Origin of the sequence: uncultured Tenacibaculum sp. (assembly GCF_947494125.1) — a bacterium.
GTDB lineage: Bacteria > Bacteroidota > Bacteroidia > Flavobacteriales > Flavobacteriaceae > Polaribacter.
Map to the genome: position 1 here is coordinate 466,403 of NZ_CANLTU010000001.1, position 25,338 is coordinate 491,740.

The 25,338-nt window shown below is 31.9% G+C and carries 17 protein-coding genes; 16 read left to right on the top strand and 1 reads right to left on the bottom strand.

What is annotated here, in order from left to right; genetic code table 11:
• The first annotated feature begins 4 nt into the window (after window positions 1-4).
• The 8 genes from Q0881_RS02070 (at window position 5) to Q0881_RS02105 (ending at window position 16,721) form a co-directional block, all read left to right on the top strand.
• Window positions 5-6,262, top strand: a complete 6,258-nt coding sequence (locus Q0881_RS02070) for a DUF6443 domain-containing protein (protein ID WP_299156479.1) — start codon at window positions 5-7, stop codon at window positions 6,260-6,262.
• Window positions 6,246-6,719 (top strand): hypothetical protein, encoded by a 474-nt coding sequence (locus tag Q0881_RS02075; RefSeq protein ID WP_299156481.1) that lies wholly within the window; start codon window positions 6,246-6,248, stop codon window positions 6,717-6,719. The genes Q0881_RS02070 and Q0881_RS02075 overlap by 17 nt, the downstream gene beginning before the upstream one ends.
• Before the next feature lie 683 nt (window positions 6,720-7,402).
• Window positions 7,403-8,158 (top strand): energy transducer TonB, encoded by a 756-nt coding sequence (locus Q0881_RS02080; protein WP_299156482.1) that lies wholly within the window; start codon window positions 7,403-7,405, stop codon window positions 8,156-8,158.
• Window positions 8,159-8,192: 34 nt separating this feature from the next.
• Window positions 8,193-11,120, top strand: coding sequence for a TonB-dependent receptor plug domain-containing protein (locus Q0881_RS02085; protein ID WP_299156484.1), 2,928 nt, complete (start codon window positions 8,193-8,195; stop codon window positions 11,118-11,120).
• 784 nt (window positions 11,121-11,904) lie between these two features.
• Window positions 11,905-12,750, top strand: coding sequence for an MBL fold metallo-hydrolase (locus tag Q0881_RS02090; protein ID WP_299156485.1), 846 nt, complete (start codon window positions 11,905-11,907; stop codon window positions 12,748-12,750).
• 10 nt (window positions 12,751-12,760) lie between these two features.
• The gene (locus Q0881_RS02095) at window positions 12,761-14,401 is read left to right on the top strand and encodes a S8 family peptidase (protein WP_299156487.1); all 1,641 of its coding nucleotides are present in this window, start codon (window positions 12,761-12,763) and stop codon (window positions 14,399-14,401) included.
• A gap of 66 nt (window positions 14,402-14,467) precedes the next feature.
• Entirely contained in the window at window positions 14,468-14,872 is a 405-nt protein-coding gene (locus Q0881_RS02100; RefSeq protein ID WP_299156489.1) for a hypothetical protein, read from the top strand.
• 1 nt (window position 14,873) lies between these two features.
• A complete protein-coding gene (locus Q0881_RS02105) occupies window positions 14,874-16,721 on the top strand; it encodes a M1 family metallopeptidase (protein ID WP_299156490.1) in 1,848 nt (615 codons plus the stop codon).
• A gap of 40 nt (window positions 16,722-16,761) precedes the next feature.
• Here the strand turns inward: Q0881_RS02105 and Q0881_RS02110 are convergent, their stop codons facing one another.
• A complete protein-coding gene (locus Q0881_RS02110; protein ID WP_299156492.1) occupies window positions 16,762-17,589 on the bottom strand; it encodes an AraC family transcriptional regulator in 828 nt (275 codons plus the stop codon).
• An 86-nt stretch (window positions 17,590-17,675) separates the two neighbouring features.
• Between Q0881_RS02110 and Q0881_RS02115 the strand changes: the two genes are divergently transcribed.
• The 8 genes from Q0881_RS02115 to Q0881_RS02150 all read left to right on the top strand — a co-directional run bounded on the left by Q0881_RS02115 (window position 17,676) and on the right by Q0881_RS02150 (window position 25,299).
• Window positions 17,676-18,233 carry a YceI family protein gene (locus Q0881_RS02115; protein WP_299156495.1) on the top strand — a complete coding sequence of 186 codons (558 nt, stop codon included), beginning with the start codon at window positions 17,676-17,678 and terminating at the stop codon, window positions 18,231-18,233.
• Window positions 18,234-18,327: 94 nt separating this feature from the next.
• Complete coding sequence (locus Q0881_RS02120) at window positions 18,328-19,377, top strand: helix-turn-helix domain-containing protein (protein WP_299156497.1); 1,050 nt, start codon at window positions 18,328-18,330, stop codon at window positions 19,375-19,377.
• Window positions 19,378-19,473: 96 nt separating this feature from the next.
• Complete coding sequence (locus Q0881_RS02125) at window positions 19,474-20,340, top strand: hypothetical protein (RefSeq protein WP_299156499.1); 867 nt, start codon at window positions 19,474-19,476, stop codon at window positions 20,338-20,340.
• A 9-nt stretch (window positions 20,341-20,349) separates the two neighbouring features.
• Window positions 20,350-21,213, top strand: coding sequence for a hypothetical protein (locus Q0881_RS02130; RefSeq protein WP_299156500.1), 864 nt, complete (start codon window positions 20,350-20,352; stop codon window positions 21,211-21,213).
• A gap of 79 nt (window positions 21,214-21,292) precedes the next feature.
• The gene (locus Q0881_RS02135; protein WP_299156502.1) at window positions 21,293-22,195 is read left to right on the top strand and encodes a hypothetical protein; all 903 of its coding nucleotides are present in this window, start codon (window positions 21,293-21,295) and stop codon (window positions 22,193-22,195) included.
• Between the two features lie 48 nt (window positions 22,196-22,243).
• Entirely contained in the window at window positions 22,244-22,873 is a 630-nt protein-coding gene (locus tag Q0881_RS02140) for a hypothetical protein (protein ID WP_299156504.1), read from the top strand.
• Between the two features lie 175 nt (window positions 22,874-23,048).
• The gene (locus Q0881_RS02145; protein WP_299156506.1) at window positions 23,049-23,495 is read left to right on the top strand and encodes a hypothetical protein; all 447 of its coding nucleotides are present in this window, start codon (window positions 23,049-23,051) and stop codon (window positions 23,493-23,495) included.
• Between the two features lie 115 nt (window positions 23,496-23,610).
• Complete coding sequence (locus Q0881_RS02150; RefSeq protein ID WP_299156508.1) at window positions 23,611-25,299, top strand: glutamine--tRNA ligase/YqeY domain fusion protein; 1,689 nt, start codon at window positions 23,611-23,613, stop codon at window positions 25,297-25,299.
• Window positions 25,300-25,338: the final 39 nt, after the last annotated feature.

The window sequence follows — 25,338 nt, forward strand, 5'->3', positions numbered from 1 at the left end:
AGCTATGAAAAGACTAGAAAAACAATTATTCCTATTCTTATTGCTATTAGGGGGAGTAATTTACGGACAATTTGGAGGAGATCCAGGAATAGATCCAGGAGGCTCAGGATTTGGAGGGGGTATCGAATTAATACCTATAACAGGAGCTACTAATGTAGATTTAAACAGTACTCATATCTATACAGTAACAGCTCTTGGAGGCGACCAGCCCAGTACAGGAAGTTGGGAAGTGCCAGGAGCAACGATAATAAGTAGTTCAGCAACACGAGCAACTATAAAGTGGACGAGTGTAGGAAGTAAAGAAATGACTTATAGAGGAAGTTTAGGAACGCGTAACTTTTTGAGTCCATATTTTGTTACCGTAAATGCTTTACCAGTGGCTCCACCCACACCATCAGTACCTACCATATCGCAAAATAATTGTGGAAGTATGGTGTTATCTAGAGCAACACCACCAAGTGGAATAACATGGTATTGGCAAGGGACAAATGGAAATGGAACAGGAGCAGGTTATTCTAATAGTACTTATAATGTATCTAACTCAGGGCGTTATTATTTGAGAGCACGAGATAATAGTAGTGGACTATGGAGTGCAGCCTCTTCATCTATACAGGTGAGCGTAAAAACCATTCCATCAGTACCACCAACAGCATCAGTGGTAAATAATTGTGGAAGTTCAGTATTAACCAAAGGAAGTCAGCCAAGCGGCATTACTTTTTACTGGCAATCAAGCGCAAGTGGTACCTCTACTAGTAATTCAAGTACAAGCATTAATCGTACTAGTGGTTCGGTATACTATTTAAGAGCAAGAAATAACAGTAGTGGATGTTGGAGTTCAGCACGAAGTGTAAGTTATAGTATCAAAACAGTGCCATCAGTGCCACCAACAGCATCGGTAGTAAATAATTGTGGAAGTTCGATATTAACCAAAGGAAGTCAACCAAGCGGCATTACTTTTTACTGGCAATCAAGTGCTTCAGGTACGTCAACGAGTAATTCATTAACAAGTTTAACCAGAACCAGTGGTTCGGTATATTATTTAAGAGCAAGAAACAACAGTACAGGCTGTTGGAGTTCATCACGAACAGTGAGTTATAGTATTAAAACAATCCCATCAACACCAACCACACCATCAGTAGTCAATAATTGTGGAAGTTCAGTATTAACCAAAGGAAGTCAACCAAGTGGGATTACTTGGTATTGGCAGTCAAACGAAAGAGGTACATCAACAAGTAATTCATCAACGAGTATTACCAGAACTAGTGGTTCGGTATACTATTTACGTGCAAGAAACAACAGTACAGGCTGTTGGGGAGGTTCACGAACCGTAAGTTATAGTATAAAAACCATTCCATCGATACCGCCAACAGCATCAGTGGTAAATAACTGTGGAAGTTCGGTATTAACTAAGGTTAGTCAACCAAGTGGCATTACTTTTTACTGGCAGTCAAGTGCAGGAGGAGAATCAACGAGTAATTCAGCAACAAGTATTACTAGAACCAGTGGATCGGTATATTACCTAAGAGCACGAAACAACAGTACAGGCTGTTGGGGAAGCTCACGAACGGTAAGTTATAGTATAAAAACCATTCCATCGGTGCCAGCAGCTGCCTCGGTAGTCAATAACTGTGGAAGTTCGGTATTAACTAAGGTTAGTCAACCAAGTGGCATTACTTTTTACTGGCAGTCAAGTGCAGGAGGAGAATCAACGAGTAATTCAGCAACAAGTATTACTAGAACCAGTGGATCGGTATATTACCTAAGAGCACGAAACAACAGTACAGGCTGTTGGGGAAGTTCACGAACCGTAAGTTATAGTGTAAAAACCATTCCATCGGTGCCAGCAGCTGCCTCGGTAGTAAATAACTGTGGAAGTTCAGTATTAACCAAAGGAAGTCAACCAAGTGGCATTACTTTTTACTGGCAGTCAAGTGCAAGTGGTACCTCTACTAGTAATTCAGCAACAAGTATTACTAGAACCAGTGGATCGGTATATTACCTAAGAGCAAGAAATAATAGTACAGGCTGTTGGGGAAGCTCACGAACGGTAAGTTATAGTATAAAAACCATTCCATCGGTGCCAGCAGCTGCCTCGGTAGTAAATAACTGTGGAAGTTCGGTATTAACCAAAGGAAATCAGCCAAGTGGGATTACTTTTTACTGGCAGTCAAGTGCTTCAGGTACATCAACGGGTAATTCAGCAACGAGTTTAACCAGAACCAGTGGTTCGGTATACTACTTACGAGCAAGAAATAACAGTACAGGCTGTTGGAGTTCATCAAGAACCGTAAGTTATAGTGTAAAAACCATTCCATCGGTGCCAACAGCTGCCTCGGTAGTCAATAACTGTGGAAGTTCGGTATTAACCAAAGGAAGTCAACCAAGTGGGATTACTTTTTACTGGCAATCAAGTGCAGGAGGAACATCAACGAGTAATTCAGCAACAAGTCTTAGCAGAACTAGTGGTTCGGTATATTACTTACGAGCACGAAATAATAGTAGTGGTTGTTGGGGAAGCGCAAGAACAGTAAACTATACCATTCAGCAACCTTCAACATGGTATGCAGATACAGACGGTGATGGTTATGGAAATTCAACAAGCACCACAAGTGCATGTTCAAAGCCATCAGGTTATGTAGCAAACTCAAGTGATTATAACGATAGTACGACAAATATTACGAATATAGCCCCACAGACCTTTTATTTAGATGCGGATAATGATGGATTTGGAGACCCAAACACGAGTGTTTATTACAGTGTGAAACCATCAGGTTATGTAACCAATAATACAGATGCTTGTCCAAATACAGCAGGAGCAAATAACGGATGTAACTATACAGCATCAGTTTTTAGTAATGAAAATTATGTGTTTACTAGAGGGTATAGAAAAGCAATGACCAGCCCATCAGGAATAACAGATGCAAGCGATGTAGTAGAGAGCATTGTATATTTTGATGGTTTAGGAAGAGCCAAACAAAGTATAGGAATTCGTCAAGGAACCAGTGGTAAGGATATTGTAACCCATATGGAGTACGATGCTTTTGGAAGACAAACCAAAGAATATTTACCCTATGCAACAACGAGTCAAAACGGTTTAATAAGCACAGGAGATATCGCAACAGCTACCAAAACCTATTATCAAACAGCGTATAGCGAAGATTTTGCAGGAGTTCCATTACCAGCGATAAATGCCTATTCAGAAAAAGTATTAGAGAGCTCGCCATTAAATAGAGTGTTTGAACAAGCAGCACCAGGAAAGGATTGGGCAATAGGGAGTAGTTTCTCATCAAAAGGGTATACCAATAATAGTCATAGTATTAAGTTTGAATATAATGCGAATGAAGCGAATGAAGTAAAAATATTTGGAGTTACAACTACATATGCAAATAAAACCTATACCCCAAGTTTAACAGGAGGAGTTACGTTTTATCCAGCAGCAGTTTTGTATAAGACAATCACTAAAGATGAGAATTGGACAACAGGTTTAGATCATACCACAGAAGAGTTTAAAAACAAACAAGGACAGGTAATCCTAAAGAGAACCTATGATAATAGTCAAAAGCACGATACTTATTATGTATATGACGATTTTGGAAACCTAAGCTATGTATTACCACCAAAAATTGATGCTTCTGAAGTAGCGAATACTTTAGCAGTAATACAAACAAAATTAAACGACTTAGGCTACCAATACAAGTACGATGATAGAAACCGATTGATAGAAAAAAGAATACCAGGTAAAGGAAGGTGGGAGAATATTGTATATGATCGATTAGATAGACCTGTAATGACTTATGATGATTCAAAAGGTGAAGAATATTGGTATTTTACAAAATATGATCAATTAGGAAGAGTTGCATGCACAGGATTATGGGAAAATGAAGATGGTTTATCACGAAATGAAATTCAAAGAGATCTTATTGATAACTATCCTTTATATGAAACAATAGTTTTAGGATCTTATTCAGATGTAGCATTTCCAAATAATTCAGTGCCAAGTTCATCTATATTAAAATTATATACTATTAATTATTATGATACTTATGTAGATGTACCAGTAGGATTAAACCCAACGGTAACTACAAGCTATGGAGCAACATCAACAGCAACTACCAAAGGATTAGCCACAGTAAGTAAAGTGCGCGTATTAGGAACCAATAACTGGATTACTACCGTAAGCTATTATGATGAAAAAGCACGACCAATATATGTGTATTCAAAGAATGATGAATTACAAACAATAGACATTCTAGAAAGTAAGTTAGATGACTTTACAGGAAGAGTCTTAGAAACAAAAACTACGCATACAAAAGATGGAAAAGCAGCTATTGTAACGGTAGATAAATTCACCTATGATAATTTGGATAGAATCACCAAACAGACTCAAACTATAGGAGGAACTACCGAAGTAATCGCAGAAAATAGCTATGATGAATTAGGGCAGTTAACAGAAAAGCAAGTAGGAGGAAAAACAAATCAGTCTAGACTACAAACCGTAGATTATAAATACAATGTACGCGGTTGGTTAAAAAACATAAATCAAGATGCAAATAATGATAATGATTTATTTAACTTTACGTTAAAGTATAACGATGTAACCGATGCTAATAAACGTTTGTATAATGGAAACATCAGTGAAACAAATTGGAATACTTTAAGTGTAAACAATACACCAAACTCTGTAAGTAATAAGTATGTGTATACTTATGATGCTTTAAATAGAATTACAAGAGCAGATGATAATACAGGGAGATATGATATATACGGAATTAGTTATGATAAGAATGGAAATATTATCAATTTAAGAAGAGATGGACATACCGACCTAGGAGGAACCAGTTTTGGAGTCATGGACAATTTAGTATATTATTATAACGGAAACCAATTACACTCTGTTACAGATAGTGGAAATGTTACCTATGGATTTAAGGATGGAAATATATCAGATAGTAATTACAGTAATGGTGATGGCGATGATGATTTTAAATATGATGATAATGGTAACATGATTAAAGATGCAAACAAAGGAATTACAAACATTGTTTACAACCACTTAAATTTACCAACACAGGTAACTATAGGAGGTCAAAACATCAATTATACCTACGATGCCGCAGGTATGAAGTTAAAGAAAGTAGTGAATGGTATTACAACAGAATATGCAGGAAACTACATTTATGAAAACAATACCCTACAATTCTTTAACCACCCAGAGGGCTATATAAAACCCGTCTTTGCGAACGGTAGTACGGCAATCTCATCATTTGATTATGTATACCAATACAAAGACCACTTAGGAAATGTTCGTTTATCATATACAGATAATGATAATAATGGTGTTATTCAAACTGATGGTGCAAATTCAGAAATTGTAGAAGAATCTAATTATTATCCTTTTGGTTTAAAACATAAAGGGTATAATGGAGTTAAGAATATTGGGATTGGAAATGCTAGAGCACAGAAGTTTGGGTTTGGAGGTAAAGAATTAAATGAAGAACTAGGACTTCAATGGCATGATTTCGATGCTAGAAATTATGAAGCTAGTTTAGGTAGATGGATGAATATTGACCCTTTAACTGAAGATTATTATGAATGGTCTCCTTATAATTTTGTTTATAATAGTCCACTTAAATTTGTTGACCCTACTGGAATGGGGCCAGAGACAACTATTGTGGAAAAATTAAAAGATGGTAAATACAAAGTAGTTGATTGGGTAGATGATGGAAAAACAGATGTTACTCTAAAAGATGGAACTAAGGTAGGTGAATCACTAACTACACATTCTTTTGTAGATGAAAAAAATAAAGCGGTAAAAGGTGCTATTATTGATACAAAAAGTAATGAAGGGCAAGAGTTTATTGATAAAGAAATAATTAAAGATAATCCAAATGTTGTTAGCTATATGGTTAAAGCATATAAGGTAGGACAATCTTTGGATTTTAAATCAAGAGATTTAGATAAAAGTGGAAAAGAACTGAAAGTACATGCAGCAAGAGGTTCAATGACTAAAGATGGAAAAATGGCATCAGCAAGAGATTTTGGTAATATGGCTGCTGGAATTGTATCTGGTAGAGCTGGTATCTCTTCATCTCTAGCAAAGATAGCTTTTAATGCTTTGCAAGGAGGACAGGAGCCACCAGTTAGTGCAAAAGCTCAAGCAGTAGGATTAGAAATAGGAAATAAAATGCACAATAAAGCGTTACAAAAGATTATACCTACATTAAACCCAAAATGGAATATGAATCATGTTAAAAGAAAATAAAAATTATTTAAAAGGAGTATGTATATTATTTGCACTATTAAGTACAATAATGTCTTGTAAAAACGAAGATTGGAGAAACATTAAAATAATATCTCCTGATAAAATTGATACTATAAGTGTAATTACTATTAAAACTAAAAGGTATATTTTTAATGGAGGTTCAAATAAGATACCTAAAAATTATGCATTAGTAGATATTTCAGATGTTTCAGAATTAGGAGATGAGATAGGAGTATGCTGGAATAAAGACAGCTATAAATGGAAGCTAATTAGTTTCTATTCTAAATTTGAACATAATAATCTTGATGAGAAGAAGTACTTTATTGAAAGTAAACCTTTGACCGATAAAAATGGGATACCAAATCATGAAGAGTACTTTGAAGAAAATTGTGTTGTTGTGTATCCTAAAGGAGATTTAATTAGACCAAAAGAGAATGCTTCTTTAATTTATGAATAAGAATATATTATAATGTATGTTTTAATTTAAAAAGAATTTAATTAGCAAAATTATCGCAACAAGTAAAGATATAAAGAGAAATATGGTATAGTTTCTTTTAAAAGCAATGTACCAAATGCTACTGTAGAAGATAATTCTTAGTAGTGAAGTAACCCCCGCTCCCGCTAGTTTGTAACTAGTGGCGTATATGAGTAAGCAATAATAGTATTAAAATATAAAGCCATAACGGTAAGATGTTATGGCTTTTTTATTAAATACTGTTCGTTTTGCATAACACTAATCTCCTATGTCGTTTAAATAAACTTATTATACCTCTTAGGCTATTATGTTCTTGTTTTTAATTCTTGAGGTAATAGATTCTCTTCATTAGATAAAAGAAAAAACATACTTATTAAAGAGAGTAAAAAGACTTTAACAGAATTTGTAGTATGTAAATTAGAATAATTTAGAAGAGTTTTTATGGAGTCTTCAATTCCTGAGTTTAATCAAGTAGTATGAGATCCTTACTAATTCATTGGGCTTTTTCATCAATATCATTTAGTTTAAATAGTACTTGATTAAACAGAGGTGTAGTAAAGATGTAGTAATCTATTTTATTAGTAGTTTTTGTTTTTTTTGTAAAATTGCAGCTCAAAATGAAGAGTATTATTAACTTCTTGTTAGTAATAATAAAATTCCCTTAAATGAAAAAATGTTTTTTTATAGTGTTTGCTATATTCTCTGTTGTAAGCTTTTATGCGCAACAAGAAGTTTGCGAATCACCAGATGAATCATCCATTGATGTAAACAGTATTACTAAATGTACAATTGAACCTCTTAAAAACTCTAAAAAGAATTCAAATAGACAGATTAAAGTTAAAGTTTCTGCAAGCAAGCGATTTTTAAAAAGAAGAAGAGCAGCTAAAAAAAGAGTAGCTCAGAATGTAGGGGCTGTTAAAGCAGTAGGCGTTAGTCAAGATATTAGTGCATCTAAAACAGACGAAATAATTCAGAACCATAATCCAGAAAATAAGATTGTAACTTTAAAAAGTAGTATCGATGTTATAAAAGAAAGATTATCAAAGGAAGAAATAGCTAAGGCTTCTAAATTTTATAACGTAGATAAAATCCCTTCTTTTAATAATTGTGGAAAAGCGAAAAAAGGTGATAGGTTAGATTGTTTTAATACCGAAATGGTTAACCATATTAACAAATACTTTCGTTATCCAAGTGAGGCTGTAAGAAACCAAATAGAAGGAGAGGTTTGGGTTCGTTTTATTATTGACAAAAACGGATATGTAACTAACATAAAAACGTTGGGTCCAGATAATGGAGAAATACTTAATGATGAAGCAAAAAGAGTTGTTTCAAAATTACCACAGTTTAAACCAGCAAAAAGCAAAGGAGAACTAGTGTCGGTTAAATATGGTTTTCCTATTAACTTTTCATTAGAAGAATAATTCAAAAATATTATTTCAATAAAATTTTAAAAAAATGATAAAAAAGCAATTAATTATAATTGTTTTTACTTTGTTTGCGTTAACAAGTTACGCACAAGTAAAAATAAATGGAACTGTTTATGATGAATATTTAGAGCCATTTTATAATGCAAAAATTACAGATGGAAACAAGGTAGTTACATCAGACGTTGAAGGTGTTTTTTCAATTTCGTCAGATGGAAATTACCCAAAAACTATTAAAATTTCTGCTTTTGGTTATAGAACAGAGACAGTTGTTGTTACATCAGAGAAAAAAGTAAACATAGTTCTTAAAGAAAGTATTTTACTAGATCAAGTTGTAATTTCAGCGTCAAGAGTTCCAGAAAGAATTCTTGAATCACCGGTTACTATTGAAAGATTTGGAGCAGCAGAAATAAGAAAAACGGCTTCTAATTCTTTTTATGATGGATTAACCAATTTAAAAGGAATTAACTCAAGAGAAGTAAGTTATGGTTTCAAATCTATAAACTCAAGAGGTTTTGCAGATTTTACCAATACTAGATTTGTACAATTAATTGATGGTATGGATACTGCTGCTCAGGCATTAAGTTATAGTACAGGGAATTTTTCAGGAGTGTCAGAATTAGATATTCAAAGTGTAGAAGTATTACCAGGAGCAGCTTCAGCTTTATATGGAGCGAATGCATATAATGGAATTATGCTTATGAATACTAAAAACCCATTTGATTATACAGGAATCACTACAATGTTTAAATCGGGGTATACAAGCCAAGGCATTGCAGGTAACAACCCTTTTCATGATGCATCTATAAGAATGGCTTATAGATTTAGTAACAAGTTTGCAGCTAAAGTTAATGCGTCATATTTTGCTGTTAAAGAATGGTCAGCTGCAGATTATAGAAACAAAGAAGTAGATTCTAACGAGTTAATTAATGGAACTGAAGATACAACTCCCCAATACGATGGTGTTAACACTTATGGTGATGAAGGTTTTCAAAGTTTAGGATTAATAGATCAAGTTAGTCTTAATTTAGGGGTACCAAGAGCTTTACTTTCAAGAAGACAAGGTTATACAGAAAGACAACTTATTGGTGGAGATTTCACCTCTAAAAATATAAGATTTTCAGGGTCGTTATATTATAGACCTTTTGGAGATGAATCTTTGGAAGTTCAGTTAACATCAAGATTGTCATTAAGAGATAATTTATTTCAAGGAAATGATACTCGATTAGTTCAAAAAAATTATTTCATAGGGCAACATAGATTAGAAGTAAAAGGAGATAATTTTTATGTTAGAGGATATTATACCTCTAATGACTCAGGGAATAGTTATGATTTAGTTAAAACAGGAGATAATATTCTTAATGAGGCAGGAGTTTTTTATCGTAGATATGCAGAAGATTTTTATGAAAAGTTTTACGACCCTACAAATCCTTTATCAATAAGTGAAGCAAGAAAATATGCTTTTAGAAATGCCTATGTGCCAGGTACAGATGATTTTAAACAAGCTTTAAATAAAACGTCTAGTACATTAATTACCAATGGAGGAAGTGCTATCTTTGAGAAGAGTAATTATATGCATGCAGATGGTAATTATAATTTCAAATCACTTTTAAATAATTGGGCAGATGTTCAAGTAGGGGCATCTTATAGAAAATTTAATCCAAATTCCAGAGGTACACTTTTTAATGATGGAGAAGAAAAAATAAAATTAAATGAGTACGGTTTTTATACTCAACTTCAAAAAAGTATGTTGGACGATAAGTTAAAGTTTACAGGATCTATTCGTTATGATAAATCAAGAAACTTTAAAGCCAATTATTCTCCACGTATTGCCATCAACTATTCTTTAGGAGAAGATAGAAATCACGTAGTAAGAGCGTCTTATCAAACAGGTTTCCGTAATCCAACCTTACAAGAGCAATATTTATTCTCTCAATCAGGAATAAAAACGAATGTAGGTACAGTAGGAGAAAACTTAAATAGAATTTCTTATGAAAATGTTCCTTTCTGGAATTTTGATCCTGCCATTGGTTGGGTTTTAGATAGTAGAACTGTTAATGGTAATGAAATTCTAGATAATGCACTTTTAACTAGGGCTTATTATACTGAGGATATAGCAGATCGTCAATATATCAAATCAGATTATAAGTCTGTTGTTCCAGAAGTTGTTAAGACAATAGAATTAGGATATAGAAGTATCTTACGTTTAAACAATACAACTAATTTAGATTTAGACTTTAATACGTTTTATAGTAAACATAACGATTTTATTTTTACACAAGATATAGTTGTTCCTAATGCAGGTAAGGTTTTTCCTAATGGAAATACAAGATTAACAGATCAAGAAGTTGCAGATTTAGCTAATATTGGAACTAGTCCAGATGGTTTTTTAAGTAATGTTCAAGATAATGTAGTTGTTTTAGATCAACTAGCAGCTATTTCGTTTAATGATGCAATGTTTAATGGAGCGGCTCAACCACTTGGAGAGAGCTCTGGGGTACGTGAATTTAATATTGTAACCAATGCAAAATCAATAGTTGATTCTTATGGTTTTGGTTTTGGAATGCATACAAGGGTATTCAAAAACTTTGATGTAGGTTTAAATTATAATTTTATTGACTTTACTTTTGAAGATAAGGATAATGGTTTCTTTGAACCAAATTTCAATTCACCTAAACATACAGTAAAAGTACAGTTTGGTAATGAAAAACTATTTAAGAATTTTGGATTCAATATTGATGCTAGATGGCAAGATAAATACAGATGGATATCTACTTTCGTAAAAGGAGATGTTGATGCCAGAACAGTAATAGACATGCAGTTAAACTACCAAATAACATCAATGAAATCTAGAATTAAAGTTGGTGGAACAAACTTATTCGGAAAAGATTATTTTGTAGCACCAGGTTCAGGTCAAGTAGGACAGTTATATTACATTTCTTGGGTAATCAATAACTAAAAATAATAATTAATTTATAGTTGTTTATATAAAATACACCACCCAATATGGGTGGTGTATTTGTTTTATAATAGTATAAAAGTTAGTAATGTGGTAAAAATGACACTTATTAAAAATAAAATACTAAATGTAGTTAAAAGTCAATAGGTTAAATAGATGTACCCGCTCCCGCTAGTTTGTAACTAGTGGCGATTTATGTAAGCGGTAAGAGAAATAAAATATAAACCTGATTGTGCCGATAAAGAGTAAGAAAGTAAAGTTAAGAAACTACAATAAAAGGTGTAGTTTTTATAGCTATAACCATATCATAATAGAAGTAAATATAGCATAGGAAGATTAAATGCTTCGAGAGCATGTTATTTACAGTTACGAAAGAACAATATTTTGTGTCTAATGAAAGAAATAGGTTGCTTCTAATGAAAATAAAATTTAGTCTCTAATGAAAGTGTTGCTATGCGCCTAATGGAAGTAACAACATACCACTCGGTATAGAGTTACTATACCGAGTGGTATAATAATACAATACACTTCTGTATAAAGTAAGTAGGCTACTCGATATACAACCTTCTTCATTAGTGGTAAAATAAGTCTTTTACAAGGGAGGTAAAAAAGAAGTACTTAAGTTGTTTATGCTAGATTGTTTTTAAAGGTAGGTAAATTAAACGTAAGTTTATAGTATTAGTATATATGCAAAATTGTTTAGGAAGAACAAAAAGAGGCTTTAAACCAATGTTTTTGTTTTCCTTAACAAAAAGTTTCGTTAAAATTCTGCATCTTTGTAGCTATGCGAATTTATCCGATAGAAACAGGTAATTTTAAATTAGACGGTGGAGCCATGTTTGGCGTAGTACCAAAATCACTTTGGGAAAGAACAAATCCAGCTGATGAAAAGAACATGATTTCAATGAGTATGCGATGTATGCTTATAGAAGATGGAGATAGACTTACATTAATAGATACCGGTTTAGGTAATAAACAATCAGATAAATTTTTTGGCTATTATTATTTATTTGGAGATTTTTCTTTAGATGCATCATTAGCTAAATACGGATTTCATAGAGACGATATTACCGATGTATTCTTAACTCATTTGCATTTTGATCATTGCGGTGGATCTATTCAATGGAACAAAGATAGAACAGGTTATGAACCAGCCTTTAAAAATGCACGATTTTGGAGTAACCAACGTCATTGGGACTGGGCAATTCATCCAAATGCACGAGAAAAAGCATCTTTCTTACAAGAAAACATCTTACCAATAGAAGAAAGTGGACAACTTAACTTCTTGCATTTAAATGCAAAAGATTATGTAGGTTTTGATGTGTTGTTTAAAGATGGGCATACCGAAAAACAAATGTTGCCTAAGATAGAATACCAAGACAAAACGGTGGTTTTTATGGCAGATTTACTACCAACTGCAGGACATATACCATTACCTTATGTAATGGGCTACGATACAAGACCATTGCTAACATTAAAAGAAAAAGAAGCCTTTTTAAACGAGGCAGCAGATAAAGAATATTACTTGTTTTTAGAGCACGATGCTTATAATGAGCTAGTAACTGTAAAGCATACTGAAAAAGGAGTACGATTAAAAGAGAGTTATAAATTTACAGATATATTTAATTAAGATAGAGAATATGAGAGTTTTAAAGCCAGTATTTTATTCAGCAGTAGCTGTGGCAATCCTTGCTAGTTGTAAAACAGTTAGTAAAGTACCTGTACCAACAGGGTCTAATATCGTAGTGAACCTTCCAGCTAAAAAAGCAAAGTTAACTGATAGCGAAAAAGACAATTGGCAACACTTAGATTTAGCAACCGATACCATTCCAGGAATGAGTGTGCACAAAGCATATGATTTCTTAAAAGGAAAGAAAAGTGTAGCTGTTGTAGTAGGAGTTGTTGATTCTGGTACCGATTTAAAACACGAAGATTTAGTTGATGTTGCTTGGGTAAATACCAAAGAAATAGCAGGTAATGGAATAGATGATGATAAGAATGGATATGTTGATGATATTAACGGATGGAATTTCTTAGGGAAATCATACAAAGAGCATTTAGAATACGAACGTATTTTAATGAATCCATCAGTAGCCGATGCAGAAACTTTAGCAGAAGTAAAGGCATTTCAAGAAGAAAAAATTGAAGGAGCTAAAAAGAATAAAACACGTTATACTCAAATGTTAGCAGGAGTTACAGCATCAGATGCTGGTTTGGCTAAGTATTTTAAAAAACCTGATTATACAATTAAAGAAGTAGAAGCTATAAATACTACTGACCCAGAATTACTTAAAGCTGTAGGAATGGCAAAAAGAATGAATGGGTTTGGACTATCTTTAGTAAATGCTAAGAAAGAAATTTCTAAGTTAGTTGGTAATGCTCAAAAAACAATTGACGGAGAAAACTTAAAAACAGATTACCGTACAGTTGTAGGAGACAATGCGTACGATATTAAAGACAAGCCAGGTTCTGGAGATGGTAACACGGGGCACTCTGAAAAAGGAGAAGCACACGGGTCGCACGTTTCTGGTATTATTGGAGCAACTCGTAACAATGGTAAAGGAATGGACGGAGTTGCAAACAATGTAAAAATGATGGCAGTACGTTCTGTATCAGATGGTGATGAGTACGATAAAGATGTAGCTTTAGGTATTCGTTATGCAGTAGATAATGGAGCAAAAGTAATTAATACAAGTTTTGGTAAAGGATTTTCTCCAAACAAAGAATGGGTTTACGATGCAATTAAATATGCAGCATCTAAAGATGTGTTAATTGTAAATGCAGCAGGAAACGATGGTAAAAACATCGATGTAGAAAAAACATTTCCAAACGATGCTCCAGATTTAGTAAACGAAGTTGCAGATAACTTTTTAACGGTAGGAGCAATGAGTGCTAACTATAGTAAAGAATTACCAGCTGCTTTTTCTAACTACGGTAAAATAAATGTAGATGTATTTGCACCAGGAGTTCAGGTACATTCAACAACGCCAGATGGAGAATACAAAAAATTTAGTGGAACGTCTATGGCATCACCAGCAACAGCGGGAGTAGCAGCATTGGTACGTTCTTATTATCCACAATTATCTGCAGTTCAGGTAAAGCATATTTTAATGAACTCAGGATCTAAAATAGATTTAGAAGTTATCAAACCAGGAACAGGTGCTAGATACGGATCTAAAGAAGAAATTGTTCCTTTTGCAGATTTATCAGTTTCAGGTCGTGTTGTTAATGCATATAATGCAGTAAGAATGGCAGACAGAATGGTAAACGGAAGAAAATAATAATAGTATAGAGAAAACGAAAAGAGCATTATTATTTTGATGCTCTTTTTTTGTTATAAGCAATTGATGAAGTTAGCGTTTGATAAATTAAAAAAAGAAATAAGTATTAAAGATGATGTAGCCAATCATACATGGCTGATTATTATTTTAATGTTGGTAAATTTCTTTAATATGGGCTTTCAATTATCGTATATGAGTTTTAATAAAAACGAAGCCCTTTTTATTTTAATAGTAGTACTTGCACTAGTTTCAATAATTGTAATACTTTTCTTTTTTATAAAAAGATCATGGAGATCCAATTATAAATTGGAGCAGATAGAAGGTGTTGAAGTGAAAAAGATTTATGGAAAAGAGCGTATCTTTTTAAAATTAGTAAACGGAAAAAAACGAAGTTTTCCTATTTTAAAGAACAAAGAAGAAATAGAGAACTTAAAGAATACATTAATCAGAATGGGACTTAAATTAGTTTAAAATGAAAAAAATAATACTAGGACTTTCAATATTGTCGATAGTTTCTTGTGCTACAGCATCTAAAAAAATAGAAAAGGAGTATGCACAAAAACCAGCTTCAACAAGCAGTACATATTGGCAACAGCATGTAGATTATACAATGGATATAGATATGGATGTAAAAACATATCAATACAAAGGAAATCAAAAATTAGTATACACTAATAATTCACCAGATGCATTAAATAAAGTATTTTATCATTTATACTTTAATGCATTTCAGCCTGGTTCACAAATGGATGTACGTTCGAGAAACATAAAAGATCCAGATAAAAGAGTAGGAGACAGAATAAGTAAATTATTGCCGTCGGAAATAGGATTTATAAAAGTAAGTTCATTAAAACAAAACGGAGCTACTGTAAAGCACGAGACAGTAGGAACTATTTTAGAGGTAACGTTAAATAAAGCAATTCAACCAGGAGAAAGTGTAACTTTCGATATGGTTTTTGATGCACAAGTACCAAAACAAATTAGAAGGTCAGGTCGTGATAGTAAAGAAGGAGTAGCATTATCTATGACACAATGGTACCCTAAAATGGCTGAGTATGATTTTGAAGGATGGCATACGCCACCTTATTTAGGTCGTGAGTTTCACGGAGTTTGGGGTAATTTTGATGTAACATTACATATTGATAAAAACTATGTAGTAGGAGGTACTGGATATGTACAAAACGCACAAGAAGTAGGGCACGGATATGAAAATAAAAGTGAAGCATTAAACTTACCTTCAGGAGATAAATTAACTTGGAAGTTCAAGGCACCAAATGTACACGACTTTACTTGGGCAGCAGATCCAGATTATATTCATGATACTTATAAAATGGAAAACGGAATAGATTTACACTTTTTATATAAAAAGAGTTTATCACCATTTTACCAAGAAAACTGGAAGAAACTACAGCCAAAAACAGCTGAGTTAATGAACTATTTTAGTAAGAATATCGGCCAATACCCATACAAACAATACTCGGTAATCCAAGGAGGAGATGGAGGTATGGAGTATGCAATGTGTACTTTAATAACAGGAAAACGTAAGTGGGGAAGTTTGTTTGGTGTAACAGCGCACGAATTAGCACATACATGGTTCCAGTTTTTATTAGCAACAAACGAAAGTAAACATCCTTGGATGGATGAAGGTTTTACAACGTATATATCTAATAAAGCAGAAAACGATATTTTAAATAAAGGAGAGGAGAATCCGCATTCAGGATCATATAGATATTATAACTATGTGGTAAAGAATAATGCAGAGGAACCATTATCAACACATGCAGATAGATATCATACTAATACAGCTTATGGAATGGGAAGTTATTCGAAAGGAAATATCTTTTTAACACAGTTAGAATATATTATAGGAAAAGAAGATGTAGCGAAAACATTGAAAAAATATTTCACTGATTTTTCATTTAAACATCCAACACCAAATGATATTAAAAGAACAGCAGAGAGAGTTTCGGGAATGCAGTTAGATTGGTTTTTAAATGAATGGACACAAACTACACATACGATAGATTATGGAGTAAAATCTGTAGAAGGAAAAGAAGTAACTTTAGAAAGAATAGGACAAATGCCAATGCCTATAGATGTTGAGGTAACGTATACAGATGGTACAAAAGAAGCATTTAATATACCTTTACGTATGATGCGTGGAGAAAAACCAACAAATGCAACAACAATTAAAGACTGGACTTTTGCGCATCCAACATATACATTTACTACGTCTAAAAATGTAAAATCGGTAGAAATAGATCCATCAAAATTAATGGCAGATATTAATTTAGATAATAATAGTTTTACAAAAGAGTAAAGAAGATAATTATATTTATAAAAAAGGTTGAGAAAATTTCTCAGCCTTTTTTTATGAGTTCTTTTTGAAGATCAGAAGGGTTATAACCCGTTTGTTTTTTTACAAAAACACTAAAGTTAGAAGGACTATCGAAGTTATAATTATAAGCAATTTCTTTATGACTTAGTTCTTTAAAAGCTAAGTCACGCTTAATATTCAATATTAAAATATTATGAATGTATTTCAAAGGAGTAGTGTTTAATTCGTTTTTTACTAATTGGGTTAGTTTTTTACTAGAAACATTTAAAGCAAGGGCGTATTCATTAATAGTTTTTGAATTAATATGAATATCAACTAAGTCAATAAATTGAATAACAATTTTTGAAGTTTGTTTAAAATAATTGTTTGAATTCGTACTATTTTCTTCTAAAGAATACAAAAGAGTAGAAAGCAAGTGTATTGATTTTTCTTTATAAAATTCAGATTTGCTTTTTTGAATATTGAGAATGGTGTTTAATAAAGCAAAGAAAGCAGTAGTTAGTTTTGGGTTTTTATGATAAACAATAGAAGATTCAGAATAATTCTTCAGCAAGAAAAAAGCTTCAGAAAAAAGCATTTCTTTAGTAAACTGTATCATTAAACCATCAGCTTCAAAATGTCTTTTTACTAAGTGTAATTGCTTAGGTTTTATAATATAACAACTATTCTCTTCAATAGGAACCTTATTAAAATCGATAAGCTGATAACCACCGCCTTTTTCAAAAAACATAATTTCAAAATAATCATGTTTATGAATTGTATTAAAATCATAACTATTGTTATGAGAAATAGCTGCTACATTTATGTTATAAGCGGTAGTTAAACTATGAATGGGAATGTCATCATGCATAAATTCATAAGTTGTTTTCTGTTTTTAATAACTTTTAAAAGGAAAACGAACTATACTTTCGTATCCTATTTAAAAACTTAAAAATAATGAAAAAAATAATCTTATCACTTATAGTGTTAGTATCATTAAATATAAATGCGCAAACTACATGGAAGGTAGACAATGCACATTCATCAGTAACATTTTCAGTATCTCATTTTATGATTTCTGAAGTAACTGGTAGTTTTGGTAAATTTGATATTACAGCAATTAGTAATGAAAAATTTGAAGAACCTAAGTTTGATGTTACAATAGATGCATCAACAATAAATACAAATCAAACAGGTAGAGATAACCACTTAAAAAAAGCAGATTTTTTCGATGTAGCAAAACATGCTGCTATTGTATTTAAAAGTTCGTCTTTTAAAAAATTAGAAGGAAAAGAGTTTGAAACTAAAGGAAATATTACCATAAAAGGAGTTACAAAAGAAGTAGTTTTTAAAGGAAAGTTAAATGGTATTATTGAAGGAAGAGATAATAAAAAGAAAGCAGGTTTAAAGCTAACGACTGTAATTAAAAGAGAAGATTTTAATGTAGGAAAAGGAATGAACCCAGTAGGAAAAGATGTAACAGTAACAGTAAATGTTGAAATGAATCAACAGTAATAATTTTTTTGTCTATTAGACAAAATATTTTTCCCCTTTTAGGCAAGAAACTATTTAAGTTTTTTGCCTTTTTTATTTATTGTATTTTTAAAAAATGGAACAAGCAACATTTGATGTAGGTATATTAACTGTAGTAGATATATTATCAATAGCTACTGCTATTATGTTGGGTTTTTTATTTATAACATTAAAATCAAACAATAAAAAAGCAAATATATTTTTAGGAATGTTTTTATGGTCTTTGGCTATAGAAGTGTTAGAGTCTTTTTTAGAGTCGGTGAGTTTTCAAACCATAGAGATTCAAATGCTACAAACAACATTCGCAACCATTCCTTTGTTATTATTATATATACAAGCAACGTTAAAAATTAAATTCAAAATACTATACTTAATCTTGTTTTTACCATTTGTAATTTCAAACCTATTAGGTTTTCATGAAGAACTTATAAAATATATTGAATACATATTTAACCTTACGTTACTATATATTATTCTTAGAAAGATAAAAGAACACCAAAATAAAGTAACAGATTATTATTCAGATATTGAAAATAAAACGCTTTTGTGGATTAAAACAATTGTTTATATATTTTTATTCTTTCATGTATTTTGGATTCTAGAAGATATTATAGGTTTTCAAAGCGAAATAATAACTCAGTATTTTGCTTTTTTATCTGTAGTTCTAACGTTTTTTATGATTTATTGGATTGCTTATAATGGTTTTTCTCAGAAAGAAATTTTTACAACTTCTTTGTTTCAAATAGAAGAGAAAAAAGAAGTTTTTGTAGATGAGGATACTAAAGAAGAGTTTGAGCAAGTATCGGGAATTATTGAAAAGGATAAATTATATTTAGATGGTAATTTAAATTTAAGAACACTATCGGAAAAAGTAAATATAAAAGAAAGAGAACTTTCTAAATTAATAAAAACACATACCAATAAAAACTTTTATCATTTTGTTAACCAATTTCGAGTACAAGAGTTTAAAAAATTAGTAATATCACCTAAAGCAACACAATTATCATTGTTAGGCTTGGCTCAAGAGGCTGGTTTTTCTTCAAAATCAACATTTTACACAGTGTTTAAAAACATGGAAGGAGTTACTCCAAAACAATATCAAGATAGTTTAAAAGAGTCTGAGTAACCGAAACTCGGACTTCTACAGTGTTTTTCAATATACTTATGGCTATAATTTTGCAGTTTAAAGTTCAATATATAATAGAACTAAAACGTAGAGATTATGATAAAAAAAATGTTTTCAATAAGTATAATAGTATATGGACTTTTAGCTGCTAGTTGTATTTCTTGTTCAAAAAACAATACAATAGTTGAAGAAGGAACAAATACCAATTCATTAGAAACTTATTTAAAAGCCAATGCCGATTATGTGCATAATATAAATGGTTTCTATATCGTAGGAAGTGCAGTGAAGCCATCTTCAGGAGAAACAACAGCAGGTACAACAGGAAAAGATGTTTTTGAGCATAGTATTCGCTTATTTAGTAGCTTCTTAGATCAAGATAACGACGGGGTTATTGATGATGATAAGAAAGAATTAAATAAATGGTTAGCTCAAAAATTAGTTTTTATTTCGGGACCATTACCAATGGTTGATAAAATATCTGCTGCAAATTTAGTGGCAGGAAAAGGCTTGTATGGAATGAGCATGCAAACAGATAATTGGCCTTATATAAAAGATTATAATGGAAAAGGGTGGACAATTTCTAAATTAAATTCTTCTACTTGGAGACCACAAGCTTTTAATGCATTGTGGGAAGAGACATTTCATACAATAACTGAAGCATTTAGTAGAGTAGACCCAGAATTTAAATTTACAACAGGAGGGGTATTACGTAAATATATGGAGGATGATATTGCTGCAAAAACATATGATATTACTGAACAAAACACAGCAGAAAATGGAAATTATGATAAAGTAACAGCAGTAAATGAATACATACATCAAATTTGGGCAATCAATTTTGCAGGACATAGCGACAAATTAAATGTACATCAGAAAAAAGCATTGGAATTTATGAAAAAGAAGAAAGTACCGATGCAAGTAGATGCAGGATATACAAAAATGATAGGAACAAAAGTTAAATAATAGAAGGGTATGATGAAATTAATGAGTTTAAAAGTTTTAGTAACAGTGATAATTGTTTTAAGCAGCACATCCTGTTCAGATAATACTAACATTGCAACTCCAACAGGAGGAAATGTAAATGCAGGAAATGATCCAAATTTTAAAATTGAAGCAAATAAAGATACAGGGTTTAGTAGTTTTCCTAAAAAAGTAATGGTTTTTGGAATTCCAATATATGCTTTATCAGGAGTCGAAGATGTAAAGTTATTACACGCAGCAAATGTAATGGCACAGTATTTAGATAATAATGAAGATGGAGTTGTAGATAATCAACTAGTGTTGGATACAATGAAGAAAAATAAAGCTTTCTTATATATGTGGAAAACGCAAAATACTAATATTAATTTCCCGAGTGGACATGAAGGGCAAGATTTAGGAGCAGATGAAACAGTTCCAGTATGGCATACAAATGGTCATACAGGACGTTTTGATGCTTCATTAGAAGAAGTGTGGCATATTATTAACTTGGCAGGACACGCAAAAGCATATCCTACGGTGTTTGGTTTAAAAAAAGGAACTCAACTTGCGAATGCAATGGATAAAGCAAGAGGAGGTTATTTTCAAACAATTCCAGCAACTTATCCAAGTTCAGCTTGGTATACATATAACGATAGTACTTGCGATTATGCAAGTTGTCAAACAGTAGAATATTTTTACTGGTCAATGAGTTCTATATTAGGAGCGCAAACAAATAGATTAGGGGAGATACAACAAGAATGGAAGTTAAATACGAAAGCAAAAGTACAAGCAACAGATACAGCTATATACAGTTTGCTAATGGATGCAACGTATAAGCTGCCAACAGTATTACCAGATGGAACTTATAAAAGATAAATGTGTTTTAAGTTGAATTGATTGATGTAAATAAAATATTCCTTTTCAATTAGAGAAGGAATATTTTTAAATAAAAAATATGAAGAAAATAATACCTATAATATTCGTTGCTTTATGTCTATTACAAGCATGTAGAATAACTACAAAATCAAACGAAGGTCAGAAAAATCGAATAGAGTTCTCAGATAAAATTGGAGGATGTGTGTTTACAGAAATTCAGAACACCAATAAAGTCAGTCCTTTAAATTTAACTATTAAAATAGAGTCAATAAAAGGAGAGTTTTCAAAGAAAATGAATGTTTTAGGCTTAGATTTCATAGCAATGTATAAAGTTTCTGATGACTTTTTAAAAGATGTGGGACAAACGATGGAAGAGATGTTCCCACAGGATAGTACTCTTGACTTACCAAGACAACATAGAGTGTTAAATAATTTATTGCAATACAAAGCAACTATACCTGTAATAGTAGGACATCACGATTCAATGCCAGAAAAAGTAATGACAGAGATGGAGTATGTCTATGAAAAAGAGTGTAGTATTTGCGATGTAATTATGTACAAGCAACCAGGACAAACCATGGAAGTAGTGGAGCATTTATTACATTTTATAACAGATATAGGGTTGCATTATGAATACCCAAAAGAATGGGCGTTTAATACTACAAGCTCAGAAGTTTATATTGTAATGCAAGAAGCAATAGAAAAGGGGTTTTATGATGTAAATAGTTATAAAGATATGGAAAATGAAAAAGAAATACACCAAAGGGTAATAGTACAAGAATTCGCCTATTGGTTAATTAGTACGTATTGGAATTTACAAGAAAAATATGGACCACAAGAAGATGAGTGGATAATAAAAAATAAAGAAGATCTAAAAGATAGATTTCCAAAAGGGTACCAATTAGTAGAAAATACCGTTAATAAAATAATGAAGGCTCCGTCAAATTCTATTTTAGAAAAATTGGAAACATACGGCGAGTAAATAATAGAGTTTGTAGGTTTTTATTGAACAATTTTAAAGAGATTAATTATGGATAGGAAAAAGTTTTTAAAAAATTTAGGATTAGGAGTTGTTGCTGCCCCAATAGTTTCAACAACTTTAATAAGTTGCTCATCAAACGATAATATAAATGAAGGAGGAACAACGGCAAACTGTGGTGTTACAAAGTCGGACATGTTAGGACCGTATTATGTTAGTGGGACATCGAAAATTACGAATTTAAATACGCAAAATTTATCAGGGGATAAAATAGTAGTATCAGGAAAAATATATGGTACAGCAGATAAAAATTCTCCGGTTGCTAATGCAATGATTGAAGTATGGCATGCAGATAATGGTGGGATTTATCATCCAGTAGGAGATGGAAATGTAAGTAATTATCAACCAAGTCAAATAACATTAAGAGGGTTTATAGTAACGGACGCACAAGGGAATTATACTTTTGAAAGCATACGTCCAGGTTTATACCCAGGGCGTCCACGACATTTTCATTACAGAATTACTGCAAACGGGTATAAAATATTGGTAACGCAAATTTATTTTAAAGATGATCCAACAACTTCAAATGAAAATATTGAAAGTTGTAGAATTGTTGATTTTCAAAAAGATAGCAAAGGTGCTTATAAAGGGAATGCAGATATTCATTTACAAAAAAATTAAATTGTAACAAACATGTCACAAATGCGTCAAACAATACAAATAAAATACATACTTGCTTTCTAACATAAGGAAGAAATAGAGAAAGCGAGCTTATAATCTATGAAAAAACCATATACCTTATCTTTAAAAAGATAAGGTATATGGTTTTTTTTGTTTAACAGAAAATCATAATAAAATGAAAAAATCAGTAAAAACAACAATTATTTTAATGCTTTTAATAACAGCTCTAAATGTAAAAGGACAAGAGTTATCAGTTGTAAGATCTTCAAGTATTGCAATTAGTCAACTACCAGAATATGTAATAATAACATCTCAAAACACAAAGTTATTAGGAGGAATTAATATTATAATAGATAAAAAAAGATCTACTTACAAAGATCAATTAGAAGAACTAGAATCGTTATTGCAAGATGGTGATAAACTAAGAGTAAGAAACCAAACAGATTTGTTAAATTCGATGTCAAAATTAGGCTACGATTATGTAAACGCTTATAATGCAAATGCTATTATGCCTAGTAGTAGAGATAGTGATGGAGATGATATTTTAAATATAGTAGATGGGGGAGAAGGGACTTTTAAAGTGAATATGGTGTTTCGAAAGAAAGAAAAATTCAGAAATTAAATAACTTAAAAAGTAGCTAAATAATTTGTTCTAAAAAAGAGAGGTATAAATGAAGAGTTAAATAAAAAACACTTCAACAAATTTGTGTAATTTTGCACTTCAAATTCAACAGAAAATGTCAGAAGAAAAGAAATCATTGAATTTTTTAGAACAAATTATTGAAGAGGATTTGGCAAATGGAATGCCAAAAGAAAACTTACGTTTTCGTTTTCCACCAGAACCAAATGGTTATTTACACATTGGTCACACGAAAGCTATTGGAATTAGCTTTGGCTTAGGAGAAAGATATAATGCTCCAGTAAACTTACGTTTTGATGACACAAATCCAGCAAAAGAAGAGCAGGAATATGTAGATGCAATTAAAAAAGACGTTTCTTGGTTAGGGTATCAATGGGAAAATGAATTGTATTCATCTGATTATTTTCAACAGTTATACGATTGGGCAGTACAATTAATAAAAGACGGAAAAGCATATGTAGATAGTCAATCTTCAGAAGAAATGCGAGCGCAAAAAGGAACGCCAACAGAGGAAGGGAAAAATAGTCCATATAGAAGTAGAAGTATAGCAGAGAATCTTGATTTATTCAGTGGGATGAAAGCAGGAGAGTTTGAGGAAGGTACACATGTTTTACGTGCTAAAATAGATATGGCATCTCCAAATATGTTAATGAGAGATCCTTTAATGTACCGTATATTAAAGAAAGCTCATCATAGAACAGGAAATGATTGGGTAATTTACCCGATGTATGATTGGACGCATGGAGAAAGTGATTATTTAGAGCAAATTTCACATTCGTTATGTTCATTAGAGTTTAAACCACATAGAGAGTTATATAACTGGTTTAGAGATAATGTGTATGAATATAGTAAATTAGAGTATCCGAATCCGCCAAAACAACGAGAGTTTTCACGTTTAAACTTAAGTTATACCATAATGAGTAAACGTAAGTTGTTAAAGTTGGTAGAAGAAGGTGTTGTAAATGGATGGGACGATCCTAGAATGCCAACAATTTCTGGTTTACGTAGGCGAGGATATACACCCGCATCAATTCGAAACTTTATAGAAACGGTTGGGGTTTCAAAAAGAGAAAACGTAATAGACGTAGCCTTATTGGAGTTTAAAATACGAGAGGATTTAAACAAAACGGCGAATAGAGTTATGGGAGTTCTTGATCCAGTAAAAGTAATTATAGATAATTACCCAGAAGGAAAAGAAGAAATTTTAATAGCGGAGAATAATCCAGAAGACGAAAACTCAGGAACAAGAGAGGTGCCGTTTTCAAGAGAGATTTATATTGAGCGAGAAGATTTTAGAGAAGAGGCTAATAAAAAGTTCTTTAGATTAAAATTAGGAAAAGAAGTTCGACTAAAAAATGCTTATTTTATTACAGCAACAAGTTGTGAAAAGGATGAAAATGGAAATATTACAGTAATTCATTGTACGTATGATCCGTTAACAAAATCGGGTAGTGGAACAGAAGAGAGTATGCGTAAGGTTAAAGGAACATTACATTGGGTTTCTATAAAACATGCAGTAAAATCTGAGGTTAGAGCTTATGATAGGTTGTTTTTAGATGAAGCACCAGATTCACATAAAGACAAAGATTTTATGGAGTTTGTCAATCCGAATTCTTTAGAAAAAATAACAGCTTTTGTAGAGCCAAGTTTGCAAACAGCAAAAATAGGAGAACAGTTTCAGTTTCAGCGTTTAGGATATTTTAATGTCGATGATGATTCAACTTCAGACAATTTAGTTTTTAATAAAATTGTTGGATTACGAGATAATTGGGCAAAAAAGAAATAATCAAAAAAGCTAAAATTAACATAAAAAACCACCCCATAG

What these genes read in the sequence shown, in the direction of transcription:
- Q0881_RS02070 (WP_299156479.1), top strand. Translation starts at nt 5, where the DNA reads ATGAAAAGACTAGAAAAACAATTATTCCTATTCTTATTGCTATTAGGG.
- Q0881_RS02075 (WP_299156481.1), top strand. Translation starts at nt 6,246, where the DNA reads ATGTTAAAAGAAAATAAAAATTATTTAAAAGGAGTATGTATATTATTT.
- Q0881_RS02080 (WP_299156482.1), top strand. Translation starts at nt 7,403, where the DNA reads ATGAAAAAATGTTTTTTTATAGTGTTTGCTATATTCTCTGTTGTAAGC.
- Q0881_RS02085 (WP_299156484.1), top strand. Translation starts at nt 8,193, where the DNA reads ATGATAAAAAAGCAATTAATTATAATTGTTTTTACTTTGTTTGCGTTA.
- Q0881_RS02090 (WP_299156485.1), top strand. Translation starts at nt 11,905, where the DNA reads ATGCGAATTTATCCGATAGAAACAGGTAATTTTAAATTAGACGGTGGA.
- Q0881_RS02095 (WP_299156487.1), top strand. Translation starts at nt 12,761, where the DNA reads ATGAGAGTTTTAAAGCCAGTATTTTATTCAGCAGTAGCTGTGGCAATC.
- Q0881_RS02100 (WP_299156489.1), top strand. Translation starts at nt 14,468, where the DNA reads ATGAAGTTAGCGTTTGATAAATTAAAAAAAGAAATAAGTATTAAAGAT.
- Q0881_RS02105 (WP_299156490.1), top strand. Translation starts at nt 14,874, where the DNA reads ATGAAAAAAATAATACTAGGACTTTCAATATTGTCGATAGTTTCTTGT.
- Q0881_RS02110 (WP_299156492.1), bottom strand. Translation starts at nt 17,589, where the DNA reads ATGCATGATGACATTCCCATTCATAGTTTAACTACCGCTTATAACATA.
- Q0881_RS02115 (WP_299156495.1), top strand. Translation starts at nt 17,676, where the DNA reads ATGAAAAAAATAATCTTATCACTTATAGTGTTAGTATCATTAAATATA.
- Q0881_RS02120 (WP_299156497.1), top strand. Translation starts at nt 18,328, where the DNA reads ATGGAACAAGCAACATTTGATGTAGGTATATTAACTGTAGTAGATATA.
- Q0881_RS02125 (WP_299156499.1), top strand. Translation starts at nt 19,474, where the DNA reads ATGATAAAAAAAATGTTTTCAATAAGTATAATAGTATATGGACTTTTA.
- Q0881_RS02130 (WP_299156500.1), top strand. Translation starts at nt 20,350, where the DNA reads ATGATGAAATTAATGAGTTTAAAAGTTTTAGTAACAGTGATAATTGTT.
- Q0881_RS02135 (WP_299156502.1), top strand. Translation starts at nt 21,293, where the DNA reads ATGAAGAAAATAATACCTATAATATTCGTTGCTTTATGTCTATTACAA.
- Q0881_RS02140 (WP_299156504.1), top strand. Translation starts at nt 22,244, where the DNA reads ATGGATAGGAAAAAGTTTTTAAAAAATTTAGGATTAGGAGTTGTTGCT.
- Q0881_RS02145 (WP_299156506.1), top strand. Translation starts at nt 23,049, where the DNA reads ATGAAAAAATCAGTAAAAACAACAATTATTTTAATGCTTTTAATAACA.
- Q0881_RS02150 (WP_299156508.1), top strand. Translation starts at nt 23,611, where the DNA reads ATGTCAGAAGAAAAGAAATCATTGAATTTTTTAGAACAAATTATTGAA.